Here is a 15,981-nt window from a genome sequence, read left to right on the forward strand (position 1 = left end):
TTAGGCTAAATTGTCTTCGTACAGAACCGACGTACGGCGCGGGGGGACGGTGAGAGATGAGTTGGCAACCGGGTGATCTGACCGCTGCTCAGATGCAGGACGAGTGGGTCGAGGAGAACGGTTGGGCCGCCCAGCCTCCTGCTGCCATAATCGCGTTGTGGCGTCAGATTGCCGATGCGGAAGTGGCCTACGGTCGCGAACAGACAGTTCAGGTTGCAGACACGACTCCGACGGTGGGGGCTGAACTCCCTGACCTGGTCGTCGTTCCCGCCCACCCCCGGTTGGACGGCACGCAAGGATTCGACATCGAACTGGCCGTATCAGGCGGAAATCCAATGGTCGTCGCTTTCAGCACCGTTGACGCGCTGGCGGCAATGCTCGGCGAATTTCAACCGTGGGTGGGGTTGACGCCGCGCGACATTGCCAGTGTCCATGCCGGACTTCCCATCTTGCTGGACCCGACGCCGGGTGTTCTCGATGCCGAGTGGACTGCGGACCGGCTGACAGCCTTGAAGGAGGCAATTGCCAATGACTGATTTCTCGGTGGTGTTGGGGGACTTGGACGCGTTGTCCGGTCGGTTCTCGAGCGCGGCACGCGATTATGACGCCGCCGCGGCGAAGCTGAACCCGCCCACTGTCGACTCTGGTGACGGCGGTTGCAACAGCGCCATGAACGCTCTGATGGAGATGCTGGGAGTCCTGAATCGATCGATGTCAGCGTCGATCGAAGACCATTCGGCCAAGTTGCACGATGCGCGCGATGAGTACGACCGAACCGAGGAGGTCAACAAGAACCGCTTCCTCTGGGACAACCTCAACAAGGACTTCCAATGAGCTGGATCGGGGGTGACATCGCGGGGTTGCAGACGATGGGACACACCCTGCAGAAGGCACCGGCACTCATCGATCCCATCGTGACGGCACTCACGAACGGTGTGGACAAGCTCGGTAACGACGCGAGCTGGTCGGGCGACGCTGCCGGGATGTTCCGCAAACTGTGGTCCTCGGATGCGGTTCGCGCAGGGGGCATCGGAGCGATCGCCGGCAAGGCCGGCGATGTCATTGCCGGGCTGGGCGATCATCTGTCTGCGCTCGATTCGACGCTGTACAACAGTGCGCATGAGGCTCAAGCGCGTGGCGCGCAGATCGGTCCCGACGGCCAACCGCTTCCACTGGTCATCACCGGAGACCCCACTGCACCGAACGCTGTCGCCGCAGTGGAAGCTCAGAAGGACTACCAGGCGGCCTACGCCGAAGCGAAGCAACTCGCGCAGGGGTTCCGGCTGGACGCGGCTTCCGATCTCGCCGCCCTTGCCGAGCCCGTGGTCTCCGACGACAACAAACATCTCACACTTGATGCAGCAACCACCATCGGCGACTACTTGAAGGCGTTCTATGTCGTTCCCAATGATCGCAACGACAAAGTTAAAGCCCACCTGCCCGACGACATCGCCAAGTCGCGTGAGAGCTTTCGCGAATTGAGGTGGAAATTGAAAGCCGAGCAGGCGTCGTACAAGCAGAAGGGCATGCAGGTCCCGGCAGGAACGGAAGCCCGGCTCAATCACCTCGCTGCATCGCACGAACTCGACGCGATGAAGACGCAGCTGGCGGAGGCGCAAGCCGGCAAGGGCGAGTTGCCGTTGTCACAGGTGCTGAACACCAAGATCTCCGACCTGAAGGGGATTGGCGGACTGTCCGAGAAGCTGCCCGGCAAGCTCAAGTTCCTCAAAGACATCCCCGTTATCGACGTCGCGGCTACGGGATTGGTCGCCGAGCTGCAGGCGATCGACGATCACCAAAAGGGGTGGAGCGAGACCACCGCGCACGCAAACGATTACGCCGCAGGCGCAGCCGGCCTGGCCGCAGGAGCGTTGATTGTCGCCGCGGCGCCGGTGGAGGCACCAGTACTTGCTGTCGGTGCCACAGCCGGTTTGGTCGGTGTCGCGATTGGCGGAGTCGGTTACAACGCGTTCCACGAACACTGGTCGGAGGATATCCACGATCACGGGGTCGTTGCCGGCATTCTGCATGGCACCGGTAGCACTCTCTCCAACACGGGTGGCGACATCGCAGACATGGGCGAGGGCGCCTGGAATTCGACGAAGTCGGTCTGGAAATCGGTCTTCGGATGACCCGTACGGAAGCGGATACCGTCAAGTCCATCAGGCTGCTCGGAACCACGTGGCAACGCCGCGGTTTCCGCTATTGGTCACGGCGCACGGGACTCCTCCTACTCTGGCTCGCCGTTTTCGCATTGTCGATGTGGGTCGTCGGACTGTTGTTCAAAGTCGTGATCACCGACCGCGATGCTGACACATCCCTGCGCGGAGTCGCTCTCGGCGTCATGTCGGTTGCGGTGCTCTCCAGCTTCGCGTGGGGCTTCTCGCTGATGCGACGCTCGGACGCCGAGAAGAAGCTAGGCGTGCCGATGATCGTAAGATCCGGGACGGCTGTCGACGACCAGAGACGCGCAGCGTGGCAGGGATACGGCATCGGACTGGTGGCTGCCCCGCTCATCCTGCTCGGACAGTTGTTCTTTGTCGGCGTCCTTGCTGCGCTCGTCCTGTCTTTGATGCAGCGGCACATCTCCGTCGAGGAGTTCGAAGCGGCCACCGGCCGCAAGGCCCCACCGAGGGTGAAGAAACAAAGACGATTAGGCCAGCGCCGACAACGTTGACAGACGATCGCGGGGGTTGGGCATCCTTGGCTGCGCGACTTCTCGCATCAGCGGAGCAACGCTGGCGTGCACCGGGCGATGTTATGCATGCCCAGGACCGGTCGGTGTCAAAGTCGCTGCTAGGTCGTCTCGATCAGCGCAACCGGACAATTGAACCGCCAACGTGGCCGCGTGCGAAGTAGGTCCTCGATCTCGACGTCGTGGTTGCGTTTAAAGCGATCGGACCATGCGCTCAGCGACAGGATCCGATCCTTCTTCTTCCAGCCGAAGTCCTCAGATCGCCGTGCTGCGGTCTTGCCGATCTCGTCGTGGTCTGCAAGGGCAACCATGGGAACAGACGTCGCCGATGCCGTCAGCGCTGCTCGGAACTCCGGCGGATACTGACGTGGCATAGCTCCATCCTCCTACAGGAAGCGGAACTGTTCCTGGGGTACTTCAAGCCGATGCCCCGGAACGGAATTCGGACGGCCTTATCGGATCCCGCGATCCAAATTGGGGTCGTTCGTCTGAGGCGCAGAATTGTCGCTCGGCAGCTCAGCGTGGACCCGATCGACCTCGGCCGCAGCCGCTGCGGCATCCACATGCCACTCGGCCCGAGCGACAAGCTCGTCGAACGTGATGACCTCCGGTTCGTGGAGGTTTCGCCTGAAGAGCTCGAAGCTCCGCACCTTGCCGGGGATCGGCCCATTGCTGTCGCCAGTAAGCTGGCCTAGAGAACCGATGATCACGTATGAACGCGGCCGGAGGACAAACGTCCCTGTGCCGAGCAACTCACCGCTGTCCGCTTGGTCCTGGATGTAGTCGCCGAGATCCCGGCTCGCAAGGTGAACGGTCTGCTGAACTTGGACAACGGCACCACTGACCTCTTTGGATGGGCTCCAAGCGCCTGAGCGGTACTCCTCACCGAGAAGCGACGTCTGGTGATGCTTGATCTCGGCGAACGCGAGCGACCGCACGATGCCCGCCGTCCGAAGCAGAGCATCAACGCGCTTACCGACGCCCTTGATGCTCCTCCCGACGACCGTCTGTTCCAGCTGCCCTTCCTCCCAAGAGGTGAAGAGCTGACCGCCCAGGCCGATTCCGAGCACCCACGGGTTCTCTTCGAGCAGCTTCTGCCAAACCTTCTCCGGGCCTCCTGCTGCGGCGCGTGCTTCAGCAAAGGCATTGTCGTCCTCCAGCCAGAGTCGCATGGTGGCAGCGACCTCGCGCCGATGTTGCAGCGCAACAACATCTCTGGCGTCGGCATCGCTCTCGATCAGGGCGCGGAAACGCGTGGGATCTTTGGCGTAGACGCCAGCGATCGCATAGGGATCAGCGAACACGTCGCGGAGCAGCTGGTCATCCACCACGACTGTGCTTTCGCCTTCAATCGGGATCGAGTCCAGGGCCCGCAGCATGTCGATGAGGCGCTTCGCTTGGTCGCGGTCGAGTTCAAGGACGTGTTCCAACTTGGTCATGTCGCCCGACGTTGGAACCTTCTGGATGCGGAGCTTCCGTACCGCGCCCGCTTCTCGCGCGACTTGCAACTGGAGCTGCTTGCGCCCTGCGGGGGTTGTGAACACCACGTCGTTCGTCCATTCCCAGTCGTTGTCGTCCTCAGTCATGACCTCATCGAAGACCCGATAGATATACCTCGCCGGCTCGCCCAGATCCCGTCCGAATTGCGTGGGAAAACTACGGCTTGCGTAGGTCCGAGTCGTGTAACGGCCTTCGGCATAGGTCACCTCCGTCGGTTCAGGCAGGTCACCAAATAGATCGAAGACACTCATCAGGCGCTCTTGTTCTCCTTGATGTACGTGACACCGAATGCAACAACGTGCCGAAACTCCTGCCGACGCGAGCCCATGTCGAATTGGCTTCGCGAGCCTCTCTGGAAGATATCGAGCCCACGCCCGAGCAGGATTTTCCAACCGTTATCGGTGGTGATCGAGCGGTCGTGGATGGTCTCGTCCCATTCCACATTGAACTTAATGCCCACTGAAGCCACACCGTCCTGGATCTCCTTGAGCATCAGAAGGTGCTGCTGCTGGAAGTCACCCGTGTTCTCCTTGGTGACGAGCTTGACTGCGATCTCTTCGGCCGGATCCTTGCCCAACGCGACCAGCGCGAGTAGGTCAGCGAGGTTGCGTCCTTGGTGCGGCAGTCGAATGTATGGGTCGACGATCCGGATGTCCGTAGCTCCGCGTACGTACGGCAACAGCAGGCTCTCATAAGAAACTCCGCGCTGGTTCTCCTGAAAGTCGCGATGACCCTCGAATAGCGGCGCCGGCTCGGGCGGGGCCTCGACCGCAGTAGCCGCAGTCGAGGCGCCGCTGGATGTCGCCTCGCCACTGACCTCACCACCCCTCTGGTGGTAGTAAGCCGGGTACTCGTCCTCCTCGAGAGTAGTAACCGCGCGCCACTCGCCAGCCTTGTCCGTGAAGCCGAACTTCACCTCAGCCATCGTGGCGTCAATTCTCAGGATCTGGTCCTTGACGCGTTTGCGGCCCTCGACGGCGAATCGGAGGATCTCCTCGATCTGCTCCCTCGTGGCCTCACCGTGCGGGTAGATGATCTTCATCAGACCCGAGAACGTTTTGTGGATGCCGTCGCGGTCGCGTGTGGAGATGTCCGAGCCGAGCGTAAAGTGCCGCTGGTAGCGGTCGGAGTAGTCGGCGTCGCGCATCGCCTTCAGCACCTCGGCGATGTAGTCGACGACGAATCCGTAGCCGTCGGAGAACATTTCGCTGCGGATCGTGTCGACTTCCCAGCCCGGGATGTAGCAGTGCAGGCGGTCGAGGTAGGCCGAGTCGTGGTAGCCCTCGGGAAGTTCGTCGAACAGGTCGGAGTGCTTCAGCATGTACGGCACGTTGTGCGATGTGTTGCCGACAAAGACCATCGATGCCTCGGCACCCAGGGTCTCGACACCTCGAGAGAAAGATTTATTCGCCATGTAGTTCTTCATGATGTCGACAAGCGCCTTGTCCGTGCGCTTCTTCTTGCCTGCGAACTCATCGAAGGCGACGACGTCCCAGTAGCCAACGAGACCGAGCCGGCCATTTGAGTTGTTGACGAAAAGCTTGGGCACCGTCACCTCCCCACCAGAGATCAGCATGCCGTGGGGCGAGAACTCCGAGAAGATGTGTGACTTGCCAGTTCCCTTGGGGCCGAGCTCGACGAGGTTGTAGTTGCGCTCGACAAACGGGATCAGGCGCACGAGCTGGATGAGCTTGGCGCGCCGACCGAACAGCTCCGGGTTGAAACCGATCGACTGAATCAGTAGGTCAATCCATTCGTCAGCGCTGAACTCGCGGCGCGAGCTGACGTACCCATCGAAGTCGAAATTGGAGAGCTGGATCGGTTTGATCGAACCGAGAATCCAGGGGACGACGCGGGCGTTCTCGCTGTGCTGATACTCGATGTCGCAGATGCACCACACGCCGCCTACAAGCAGCTTCGGGTGCGCCTTAATGGTCGCCGGCGAGACGAGGACCTGCTTGATACCAAGGTTTGCGAATTCGGCCTCGTATGTGTCGTCCTTCTCGTTGAGTTGGACCTGCACCTTGTCGATGACGCGGTAGCGGCCCTTTTCGCGGATGTTCGACTTGATGAGCTCGGCCTGGTTCCGGTGGACGTAGTGGTCGGCGAGGATCTTACGAACACTCTCAATGCCGGATTGGATGGTCGCCTCGTCGTCTGAGGCGGCGTACTGGCCCAGGAGGTACTCCAGGACGAACGAGGGCACGATGGCGTTGCCCTTGACGGCTTTGACCAAGTCCTTACGTACGACAGCACCGCCAAAGACGTCGTTGATTTTCTGATCGAGAGCGGACTTCACAGGCGGACCCGTAGGGGCCGGCGCGTCATCGCCGCCGTCGGGTAAATCATCGACGGCCTTGGCAAGGTCGGACTGTTCGGTCATCGCACGAACCTCCTAGAAGTCGAAGTCCGTCGTGAACGAACGCTTGATGGTGTAGTTGCCCTTCGAGAACGACTTCCACTGTGTCGTATTCGAGATGGGCTCTTCGAGACGCAACTCGACCGGACGATTGTTGAAGTCATCGGCGTCCTGGGTCAAATACAGGGTCGTCGACTGGTACCGCTGGCGCTGGTCATCCGATGGGCTGTCGAAGGTGAGGATCGGCTGGTCGGAGATCAGCGTGTCACCGACATACAGGCCGAGGCGGACTTGGCGCGGCTGGATCTTGTCCACCACAGGCTCCCGCTGGAGCAGCTTGACCGCAAGCTGGCCCGTCGTGATCTTGTCGGTCTCAGGCATGAGATCGACGTTGACGCGTCGGACGTCGCTCTTGCGCTTCTTGTTGACCGTCACCACCGGGACCACGATCTCCTGGAGAGATGCTCCACCGTGGACGTAGCGAGTGCCGGCGCCCGGCAGCGGGATGCGGTGGATCGACTTGGGAATCTGGATGTCGATGTCACCAGCGAGACCAGCCTGTGCCGACGTGAACGTCATGAACGAAGGAGAAGGCTTCAGCGCCCGACCCAGCGCGTAGCGACGGTTGACCTTCGTAACTGCATCGCCCTGAGGCGACTCCGAGACGTAGTACGACGCCTCCAGCGGGATATCCTGATAAAGGAACCCGTGATCGGCCACGAGCAGGATGTTCGTGGCGTTGGCGTTCGTCCACTTCTTCACAAGAAGCAGCAACTCCCGGAGGGTCTCCTCCGCAGCTTCGAAGACGGTCCGCTCGGTCGCCGCTTTGTCTCCGGCCGCATCGATGCGATCGTGGTAGACGTAGAAGATCTGGTGCTGCTTATAGAGCTCGCGCAGCTCGTCGCCAGACATCGCGAGGACAACGGCGGCGGCGATTGCGTGGCCCTTGACCGCTTGTAGAATCTTGTCGCGATTTGCGGTGCCGTTCGTCGGTTTCCCGTCCGCGAGCACCGGTAGTGCGTTCGGATCAAGCTCCAGACTCGACTGCGGAAGCAGCGACGCCATGCCGAGCTGGGTGTAGCTCGGCAGTGAGCCGAGCACCGCCGAAAGCGATGCGTCGAAGCGATCTTCGCTGCGAATCATGGACGTAAGCTCGTCAGCGACCTCGTACCGCATGCCGTCAGAGATGATGACGACCGCTTTGGTGCGTCCATCTTTTACGACAGGCGCGACGTGACGCTCGAAAAATTTGGCCTGCGGTGCGAGTGCCGCAGACTTCCAATCGCTGATGGGCTCAAGCGCCTGCTGCCAACACCCGCCGAAGTCGTAGAGGTACTTGTTGGCGTACTGCTGGTCGACCTCGGCCTTGAGCGATTCGAGGGGCTTCTGAAAGTCGGCGGTCTGGTAGGCGTGGGTGAACCAGCGGTATTGCTGGTCGATGCGGAACCATTCGGACTGGTACTTCTCAAGTCCTCGATCTGCTGACGCAATCGCGGTCGGCAGACCGGCGATTGCAGCGAGCAGCTCCGATGCGCTCTGGATGGCCGCGTACAACTTGGCGTACTTGGCTTTCCACAGGCTTTCCTGACGCTGACGCACCACCTCGGACACCTCACGCGGCGTCACTGTCTGAGCAGCGACGGCAGCAGCGAGGTCAACAATCACCCTGCGGTCGACTTCCTCGAAGATCGTGACTTTGGCCAGGTCGCGATAGTCGCGGTGCTCGATCTTGGATTTAACGTCCAGCGCGTCGGCGGCCCGCGACGCAAGCGCCGTCATCATCTGATGGCTGCGGACGTCGTAGCGAAGGTTGTTGAAGTCACTGCGGACGTTGCGGAACTCGTCTGAAGTGGCGGACGCGAAGTCTTCGATCGCGCGGCTGAACATCCACAGGATGAAGTCGTCCATCGAAGGTTTGTTGCTCGGGTACTTGTAGATGCTGGCGAGCCCTTCCCAGAAGAACTCGTCGAGGCCAAAGGCGACCAGGTCGTCAAACTTGGTTGTCTTGCCTGCGGCATTCTCGGCCAGAAGTTCTCGAGTGATGTCGGTCAGCTTGTTGCCTGATCCCTTGACCAGCACCTGGCACATCTTGGCGCGGAGCCGAGTTGCGTCGTCGTCCTGGGTCAGGAGTTTCTCGAGCGCCTGTTTTCGGCTGTTCGCGGCGTAGAACTTCTGGTGCCGCTCAAGGACCGGAGCGAACACCGGGTCGTTAAGTCCGAGTTCCTGCTGCAGCATCGAGATCTTGTCCGCAGTGAACACCCCGTAGGCGAGCTCTAGATCCAGTAGCCAATTGCCTGTGTCTCGCGGCGTGTCCCCCCCGCGGTAAACGAGGTGTGGGGTGACGTGGTCCGCAAGGATCCTGCTCTTCGCGCCGAACTCGTCGTCCTGCACGCGGATGACATTCACACCGCCGAGATCCAGCGAGTCAAGGTCCCCGGCATACTCGCCAGCCGGATCGTGCCAGAAGACGACACGACTGGTGGCGAAGCGGCCACGGAGGGCATCGCGGACGGAGGTCGGGTCAGTCACTGGTCGACTCCAAGCCTGTAATCCTCTTCAACGCGGCGCCGAACTTCGGGTAGTTCGTCTTAACTCCGTCATCGAGGTCAATGACGAGGTTCTCGGAAGCCTTCGGGTAAAGCGTGTCGTGCTCATACTCGTTGAGCTCGACAAGGATCTTGCGAAGTCGGTCCGCTTCCTTCGCGTTACCAGCGCGGTCTGCCTGTTGGAGGCTGGACTCGAGCTTGGTCACGTACGCACGCAGGTATGTCAGCACCGCCGAGACAGTGGACGGCGTGTAGCGGTGCATGTAGATCAGACCGTTGAACGACCCCTTCGGGCTGGAGAAGAGCCAGTAGATCGGACGCTTCCTATAGCGCTGGACATGGTCGTCGTAGAACTTCGACTTTCCGGACCTAGTGACGAAGTAGTCCCGGAGATTCTTCACGCCGAGCGACTCAGTCACGAACTTGAGGTTCTCCTCAAAATACTCGTCACCGAACGTGGTCCGGAGGAACCGTCGGAAGAGCCCCACAATATCGTCCTCGAACCAATCACCGTCCACAATCGGGATGACATTATCGGCGTCGGGCACGAACGCTGGGGTTGGCACCTTCGCGAGGTAGTCCTGCAATGTGGCACCCTGGTCTGCAAGCACGAGACCCGGCTCGTCGAGGCTGTACCGGCCGAACATGCAGCCGACGGCGTAAGACACGAGGTCGGCGATAATGCTTTCCGGGGCTAGCGTGGACAATTGGTCATCGGCCCCGGCGGTGGTTTCGACGGAAAAGCCCAGAAGCGAGGAGACTCTCGCCTCGTTCTCCGCTTCGAGGGCACGCAGCCGGGCTCTACTCGTCTCGGTCCGCTGAATGACTCCAGCCAGGCGCTGACGCAACGAACCGTTGTGCTCGTCGACGAGCAAGGCAGGCGCATCGAACGCCCACGAGAGCTCCCGCGAATTCCACTCGTGCTCCTGAATCGCGACGAGTTTGGCGACCACACCGTCATCGATCGATCCGAGATCGGGAAGAGGCAGCGCGCCCACCTGACCGGACTCGACGTTGAGCGTTGGCGAGAGCCCTGAAAGAAGCTTTACAGCCACCGAAGAATTGAGGTACCCAAGAAGGCGCCTGAAGTCCGCTTCAGTCACAGCGTGGTTTGAAAACAATCCCATGCCTGCGACGTCGAATAAGAACCCCGCCGGGATGTAGCGAAACCCAGGCCGCCCAGTATTGATTTTCGACCAAGTAATCATCGGCTTGAAATAGTTTCGCCTCCCGCGAAGGAATGCATGGCCGTAGTCCGAAATACGCCGGCCTGAGTCTTCCCAGTCGAGGACAAACTCCATGTTGCCGTACCAGCGACGGGCACCGCCGCCACCCTTGTTGTAAGGAAACCAGCGAGCACCAGTCGCGGCTGCCGACTTCTCACTATCTGCGTTCAAGCAGGTTCGGGACCTGGCAACCTCGAACCAGTACCTAACGAACGTGCCGTTGCTGCCCGTCGTCATTCCATTCATCGGCGAGTATGACGAGGTGATTGAGGGATGCGTGAGGAACATGGCGCCGAGTTCGTCGCTGAACCAGTAGATAATTGACGCCCCGGGAATATTTTCAAAGTAGTTCGAGTCACGCACGAACGAGACGTCCGCACGGCTACTTGGATCAGCAAGAACCGAACTCTTCGAGGCCGAGTTTCCAGCATCAACGAGCCGTACATAGTGCCCGGAACCGCGAGCGGCCTTATCGATTACGAAGGCAGTGGTTGAGACCACCTCGCCGGCCAAGGTGTCGAATGCGCCAGTACCCAAGTGCGCCATAGATGCCAAGCGGTTATTGTGAATAAGCCCACGCCTGAACTTTTCGAAGCCGCTCAGAAACATCCAGGATTGCATTGTCACCATCGCGACGAGGCCACGATTAGAAACTAGGTCGACACTCCGCTCAATGAACATTGCAAACAGGTCGGACTTCGACGCGGGATAGCACGTCTTCGCGAACTCGGAGAGCCGAACACCCATGCTCCCACTGCCCATGTACGGAGGATTCGCCACCACCAGCGAGTACCGGAGCGTTAGAAATTTAGCTTGACGGATTGTCTTCTGGGCCCACTCCATGGCATCAGACTTGAAGATGTCTCCACCGTCGTCGAGCGAATCCAAGTGGTTGGCAAGGCGAGCGACCAAAGCGGGATCGGGCCTGACGAGCGAACCGAACGTCTCAGCCTCGGCGAACTGATTCCAGAACGCCTCTTCTGCGTAGCGATCGCCATCCTTGGTCACCAGATAGCTGAGCTCGTCCGCACTGAACGAGATCGGATCAAGAACGCAGATTTTTGGCCTGACCGAGTTCTTGAGGAAAAGTTTGCGCTTGGCCACTGCCTTCATCGTCAGGGCAAATGCCGCGAGGGCTCCCGCGCGTGGGTCGATCTCGGTGCCGTAGAGATTGTTAGTGAGGATGAGACCCGGGATCTCCGATGGGGCGTACCCTTCTTCCTCATAAATCGCGTAAAGGAGATCGAAGGCGTAGGTAAGCATATGGCCCGAGCCGCAGGCCGGGTCTATGACCGTGACCTCCTCAGGCTTGCTCACTTTGAGGAAGCCCGTCTCTTCGTCGACCGGGGCGATGTAGTAGTCCATCTGACTCGCCAGACCCGACGTCGGGCGGTTGAGCATCCAAAGACGCCCGAGGGAGTTCTCGACGAGGTAGCGGACGATCCAGTGCGGGGTAAATAGCTGTGTGGCTGCCGGGATCTCGTCGGCGCCGGCCTTCTTGTTCTTCTTGAACCCGGCGAAGACTTCGTCCTTCCGCTCCGAAATGTAGAACTGATAAAGCCAGCCAATCACCTCGACGTCCTTGCAAACGTCCTCGGTCAGCACCATCACAGACCGGCTGAGGACCGAGTCATCGGCGAGCAAGTTCGCCGGGATGAGCAGCTCTGTGTAGTCGCCCTCTCGCTCGAACATGAAGGGCATAGCCGCGTTCCAGAATCGGCAATAGTCCGCGAGGAGCAGTGCGTACGCCTCGGCCTGCGCGTCGACGCCTCGGCGCGGTTGACGGCTGCCGTTTAGCAACCCTGTGACCGTCGCGACGTTAGCCCCCTTGACCACATCGGTGTCGAGCTGGCCACGCTTTGCCGCCGCAAGCACCTCAGGCTGACCGACCTGATCAGCTGCTGGCGAGACAATGCCGATCCCGGTGTAGCCGTTGGCGTCCATGAACCGCAGCGCGATGATGCGGTTGAACCAGGTGTAGGCGACCTTGTCGGCGACGTGCGCCTTTCCCTTGTCACCCCCACCAGCGCCGGCGATAGCTCGCTCCAGCGCCGTCACCGCCCTCGGCTGCTCCACGCGCTCAGGCGAGCCCTGGGCAGACACAGCAGCGATCCGCGCGCCCACCTCGCGGATGAGCTCGGAGCGGGCCGCGGTGGCGAACGACTTCAGCGGTGCGGTTTCCATCAGAGCGTGATGCGCTTTCCGTCGTTGAGGGTCTCGACGAGTGCCCCCCGCAGAGCTTCGAGATAGAGGTCTATGTCGGCCTCGTCTTCAATGAACGCTGGTCCAGTAGGCACTTTGATTTTGCTGAGCGCTACTGATGGCTTTACGGGCCCCGATGGGCTCGCCGACTGTGCGAGCTCGTCGACAAGAGCGGGATAGATCGTCGCGACAAAGTGCGCGCCGGCCTGCTCCATCACCGCGATGAGGCGTTCATCGTCCAGACTCGCGAACACCATGTCTACGCGGTTAGTGACCGACTCCCGCGCATGCGAGGTCGCTTCGGTGGAGATCGGTTCTTCCAGCAGGCTCGCCAGCTTGTCCTCAATAGCGCTCCGAATCGCGGCTCGGCTCGCGCTGACCTCGCTATCGATGAGGCCACGGAGCGAGTCCGTCGCCACCTTCAGCTGGTTCATCTTGTTACCCCTAAAGGCATTCGGGTCCGCAAGCAGCGCCTTCACCGCGTCGGTGCTGCCGGCGGGGAGGTAGCTGAAGTTGCCAGTGTTGGCGCCGAGGAGTGCAGCGGCCTCGTCGAAGATCTTGGCCTGTTGGCCGTTGAGGAAGGACTTGATCGGAACGACCAGATCCTCTTTGACATCGATCAGCTCGTCGGCCTTGTCGAATTCGCTGAGGTACCAATCGATGGGCTTGCCGACGACCTGGTCGAGCAAATTAACGACGTCCGAGAGCTGGCCGACGAACGGGTAGCGGCTACTGCTCACGAGGGCGTTGAGCTCATCGCGTGTGGCCGCAAGCTTGTCCCGTCCGAAGCGGGCCAGCTCGGTCGAGTCGCTTGGGACGGTGCCCTCATCGAAAAATTCGGTGCAGAACGCCTTGAACTTGACGACCTTCGTCGTGTCGTAGGCCTTCTGCAGCGCGACGATGGTGTGCTGCTGTTTAGCGGTGTTACGGATAATGGATGCGGCTTCAGTCCGCCCGACCGGGTTCGCATCGATCGCGAGCGCGACCTTTTCGTTACCGACCAACCAGCCGAGCACGACCTCGATGGACCCGAGGTCCCACCCGTAGGGCTTGGACTCGAACCGGTTCACAATCTTCTTGACGGTGACCTGCTCCCCGAGCTTAGTCTGCGAGATAATCCACGACTCCATCTCGGTGCCAGGCGAACTGAGCGCGCTCAACGATCCCGCGCTGAACAGGCCCTGGTCATTTTGGACCGCTGCTGAGACCTGTTGCTCCGGGTAGACCTTCGCGCCAAGCAGGCCCAGATTCGTGTAAGTCCTGTTGACGAGCTCTTGGAACCCGTCGCTCAACCGCGTGACCGGATCCTGAGAACCGGAGGTGATCTCCGCGGCGTTGATGATCAGTTGCGCCTTCCCGACAGCCTGGCGTAGGCGCTCGATGAGCTCCTTCTCGCGCTCGGCGTTGAGCACCTGCTTGGATTGAAGGATCGCCCGTGTCGAAGGCAAGGCACCTGCGTTGGTGCGCTGCTTGGTGTACTTCTCCGTCTTGAGCAGAAGGCGCAAGTCCGCGAGTAACCGCTTGTCGCGGCCAAGGAATACGCGCAGTTCATCCTTGCCCATACCCTGAGTGACGATCTCGGTGTCGGTGTAGTTCGTCTCGGGCGTGATGAAGTGGATGGTCAACTCGCGCTGGTTGCCCTGGACGATGTCGTCGAGCTTGTAGCCGAACGGGAAGTCCTGACCGTTCCTAGCGTACTTGAGCTTGTTCGTCTTGAGGATGTCGGAGGAGAGATACTTGAATAGCTTGCTCGATACCTCGGACGAGTCGACGTCGACCGACTTGATCTCCTTCTCGATCTCCTGTTCCTCATTGGTGAGGTACTCGTACAGGTTGCCGTTGCGCTGGACGTACGACTGCGCCTCCAACAGGTTGAGTGCGTCCTGCACCTGCTTGCCAAGCGCATTGAGGTCGAGACCAAAACGGTCATAGACGACGACGGTGAGGTTGCGGGGGGTGGCCTTGAACGTATCTACATACTTGACCAGGAACAGCGCCTTCAGCAGGCGGTTGGCTAGGATCGTAACGTCGGACCCTGGCTCGGGAAGATGCTGCTCGGCCTGCAGGATTGCGCGCTGGCCGGACGCCTTCAAAGCCGCGCTGATCCCGGCGAACATCTGGTCGAATGTGGCCAGGTAGCCGACCTGCTCCGCGCCGATACGTTTAGCGACTTCCTGAACCACGCCAAGCATGGACCGCTCGCCGACTGAGCTGTTCTTGCCTTCAAACATGTTGTGGTCCGACAAGCCCTCGATAGCAGCTTGAAACATCGGGATCTGATACGTGACGAACGGGTAAGCGCTGATGAAGCGCGCGCCATCAACATAATTTCGGTATGTCTTCGCACCGTCGACAAAGTCGAAGATCGTCTTGAAGTTCGCTCCCTCATTGACGTGAATGGCCATGAGCTCAGCTGCACCCATGTCGTTCTTCTCCAGGAGGCGCTTGCTTATGACCTCCTCCACATCCTGGCTGGTGAGCTTTACCTTTACGGCGAACCGTGCCTGAATCTTTGAAAAGTCGTTCCCCTGCTGCCTGGTCCGGTCACCGATGACCTTGTCCATGTCCTCCTGCGAGGTAACAAAGACCCACGACTGACCCTTGCACTTCGTGTTGAGGGACTCGGCGATCGTCTGAAGGTTAAGCATTAGCTTCACGTCGTCTGCGATGAATTGGCCGATCTCGTCGACAAAGAAGTTGAGCCGGAAGCCCGGCTCCTGAATATCGATCCAACCCTTCACAGCCGCCGCGAAGTCTTCAATGGAGACGGCGTAAGACCTCTGGTACTGCTCGATAATGCCTGAATTGGCTCCCCCATTAACGTCGGCAAACGCCTTGTCGATGTTGTGAGCTTCAAGCGCCGTCTGCTCCCGTCCCTGCGCCCAATCAATCCCGGCGTGCTTCACGAACGCGACCTTGAACGCGTCGTACTGACCGCGCTTGTCGAGATCCTCCTCGAACCGTGCGACGGCTCCGTCGTTACCGAAGTAGCCGCGGCTCTCGTCGAAGACCTTAACGAAGACCTTGAGGAGCGCGTCCGTCTGATCCTTCGCGATCAGCGTCGCCTTCTGGTCCACGTTGAAGAGCAGGCTCTTGGCCGGGATAGCAGCGGCCTTCTTGAGCGATGCGATAAGCATGGCGTCATCGGTCTTATCCAGGAAGCTGTCACTCACGTCCGCGCGCGGGAACGCCTGACCCTGAACGTCTCCGAGGAGGTGGGCGAGCATCTTCAAGAGGTGCGACTTGCCAGAGCCGAAGAATCCCGAGATCCACACGCCATTGGCGTTCGTGTAGTTGGTGTACTCCTCCAGTAACGGGGCCACACCTTTGGCCGAGTCGTTCGTGAATACGTACTCCTCGACCTCGACGCTGAGGTGGTCCACGTCGTCAGCCTTGACGACACCCTCGATCGATCGAGTGACGTCCTTGAGGAAGATCTCTTTGATTTTCATC

The 15,981-nt window shown here is 60.2% G+C and carries 10 protein-coding genes; 4 read left to right on the plus strand and 6 right to left on the minus strand.

From position 1 onward, the window contains the following. The first annotated feature begins 56 nt into the window (after positions 1-56). The 4 genes from LX13_RS02970 to LX13_RS02985 are packed head-to-tail and all read left to right on the plus strand — an operon-like array spanning position 57 to position 2,677. Positions 57-536 carry a hypothetical protein gene (locus LX13_RS02970; RefSeq protein ID WP_253659805.1) on the plus strand — a complete coding sequence of 160 codons (480 nt, stop codon included), beginning with the start codon at positions 57-59 and terminating at the stop codon, positions 534-536. Then, positions 529-834, plus strand: coding sequence for a DUF6317 family protein (locus tag LX13_RS02975; RefSeq protein ID WP_253659806.1), 306 nt, complete (start codon positions 529-531; stop codon positions 832-834). The genes LX13_RS02970 and LX13_RS02975 overlap by 8 nt, the downstream gene beginning before the upstream one ends. Next, entirely contained in the window at positions 831-2,132 is a 1,302-nt protein-coding gene (locus tag LX13_RS02980; RefSeq protein WP_253659807.1) for a hypothetical protein, read from the plus strand. Before LX13_RS02975 ends, LX13_RS02980 begins: the two co-directional genes overlap by 4 nt. Then, positions 2,129-2,677 (plus strand): hypothetical protein, encoded by a 549-nt coding sequence (locus LX13_RS02985; protein ID WP_253659808.1) that lies wholly within the window; start codon positions 2,129-2,131, stop codon positions 2,675-2,677. The genes LX13_RS02980 and LX13_RS02985 overlap by 4 nt, the downstream gene beginning before the upstream one ends. Before the next feature lie 119 nt (positions 2,678-2,796). Here the strand turns inward: LX13_RS02985 and LX13_RS02990 are convergent, their stop codons facing one another. From LX13_RS02990 to brxC, 6 genes are all read right to left on the minus strand, one after another. Beyond that, on the minus strand, positions 2,797-3,069 hold the full coding sequence (locus LX13_RS02990; RefSeq protein WP_253659809.1) for a hypothetical protein: 273 nt from the start codon (positions 3,067-3,069) through the stop codon (positions 2,797-2,799). A gap of 78 nt (positions 3,070-3,147) precedes the next feature. Beyond that, positions 3,148-4,446: a Shedu immune nuclease family protein gene (locus LX13_RS02995; RefSeq protein WP_253659810.1), complete on the minus strand. Its 1,299-nt coding sequence runs from the start codon at positions 4,444-4,446 to the stop codon at positions 3,148-3,150. Then, positions 4,446-6,578: a BREX system Lon protease-like protein BrxL gene (brxL, locus tag LX13_RS03000; protein WP_253659811.1), complete on the minus strand. Its 2,133-nt coding sequence runs from the start codon at positions 6,576-6,578 to the stop codon at positions 4,446-4,448. The genes LX13_RS02995 and brxL overlap by 1 nt, the downstream gene beginning before the upstream one ends. A 12-nt stretch (positions 6,579-6,590) precedes the next feature. After that, a complete protein-coding gene (pglZ, locus tag LX13_RS03005; protein WP_253659812.1) occupies positions 6,591-9,083 on the minus strand; it encodes a BREX-1 system phosphatase PglZ type A in 2,493 nt (830 codons plus the stop codon). Next, positions 9,076-12,510 (minus strand): BREX-1 system adenine-specific DNA-methyltransferase PglX, encoded by a 3,435-nt coding sequence (gene pglX / locus LX13_RS03010; protein WP_253659813.1) that lies wholly within the window; start codon positions 12,508-12,510, stop codon positions 9,076-9,078. The genes pglZ and pglX overlap by 8 nt, the downstream gene beginning before the upstream one ends. Beyond that, complete coding sequence (brxC, locus tag LX13_RS03015) at positions 12,510-15,980, minus strand: BREX system P-loop protein BrxC (protein WP_253659814.1); 3,471 nt, start codon at positions 15,978-15,980, stop codon at positions 12,510-12,512. The genes pglX and brxC overlap by 1 nt, the downstream gene beginning before the upstream one ends. Between the last annotated feature and the right edge of the window lies 1 nt (position 15,981).

The organism is Williamsia maris, from assembly GCF_024171815.1.
In the GTDB taxonomy this organism is placed as follows: domain Bacteria; phylum Actinomycetota; class Actinomycetes; order Mycobacteriales; family Mycobacteriaceae; genus Williamsia_A; species Williamsia_A maris.

Coding starts and splice junctions, on each gene's coding strand:
- LX13_RS02970 (WP_253659805.1), top strand. CDS start 57: ATGAGTTGGCAACCGGGTGATCTGACCGCTGCTCAGATGCAGGACGAG.
- LX13_RS02975 (WP_253659806.1), top strand. CDS start 529: ATGACTGATTTCTCGGTGGTGTTGGGGGACTTGGACGCGTTGTCCGGT.
- LX13_RS02980 (WP_253659807.1), top strand. CDS start 831: ATGAGCTGGATCGGGGGTGACATCGCGGGGTTGCAGACGATGGGACAC.
- LX13_RS02985 (WP_253659808.1), top strand. CDS start 2,129: ATGACCCGTACGGAAGCGGATACCGTCAAGTCCATCAGGCTGCTCGGA.
- LX13_RS02990 (WP_253659809.1), bottom strand. CDS start 3,069: ATGCCACGTCAGTATCCGCCGGAGTTCCGAGCAGCGCTGACGGCATCG.
- LX13_RS02995 (WP_253659810.1), bottom strand. CDS start 4,446: ATGAGTGTCTTCGATCTATTTGGTGACCTGCCTGAACCGACGGAGGTG.
- brxL (WP_253659811.1), bottom strand. CDS start 6,578: ATGACCGAACAGTCCGACCTTGCCAAGGCCGTCGATGATTTACCCGAC.
- pglX (WP_253659813.1), bottom strand. CDS start 12,510: ATGGAAACCGCACCGCTGAAGTCGTTCGCCACCGCGGCCCGCTCCGAG.
- brxC (WP_253659814.1), bottom strand. CDS start 15,980: ATGAAAATCAAAGAGATCTTCCTCAAGGACGTCACTCGATCGATCGAG.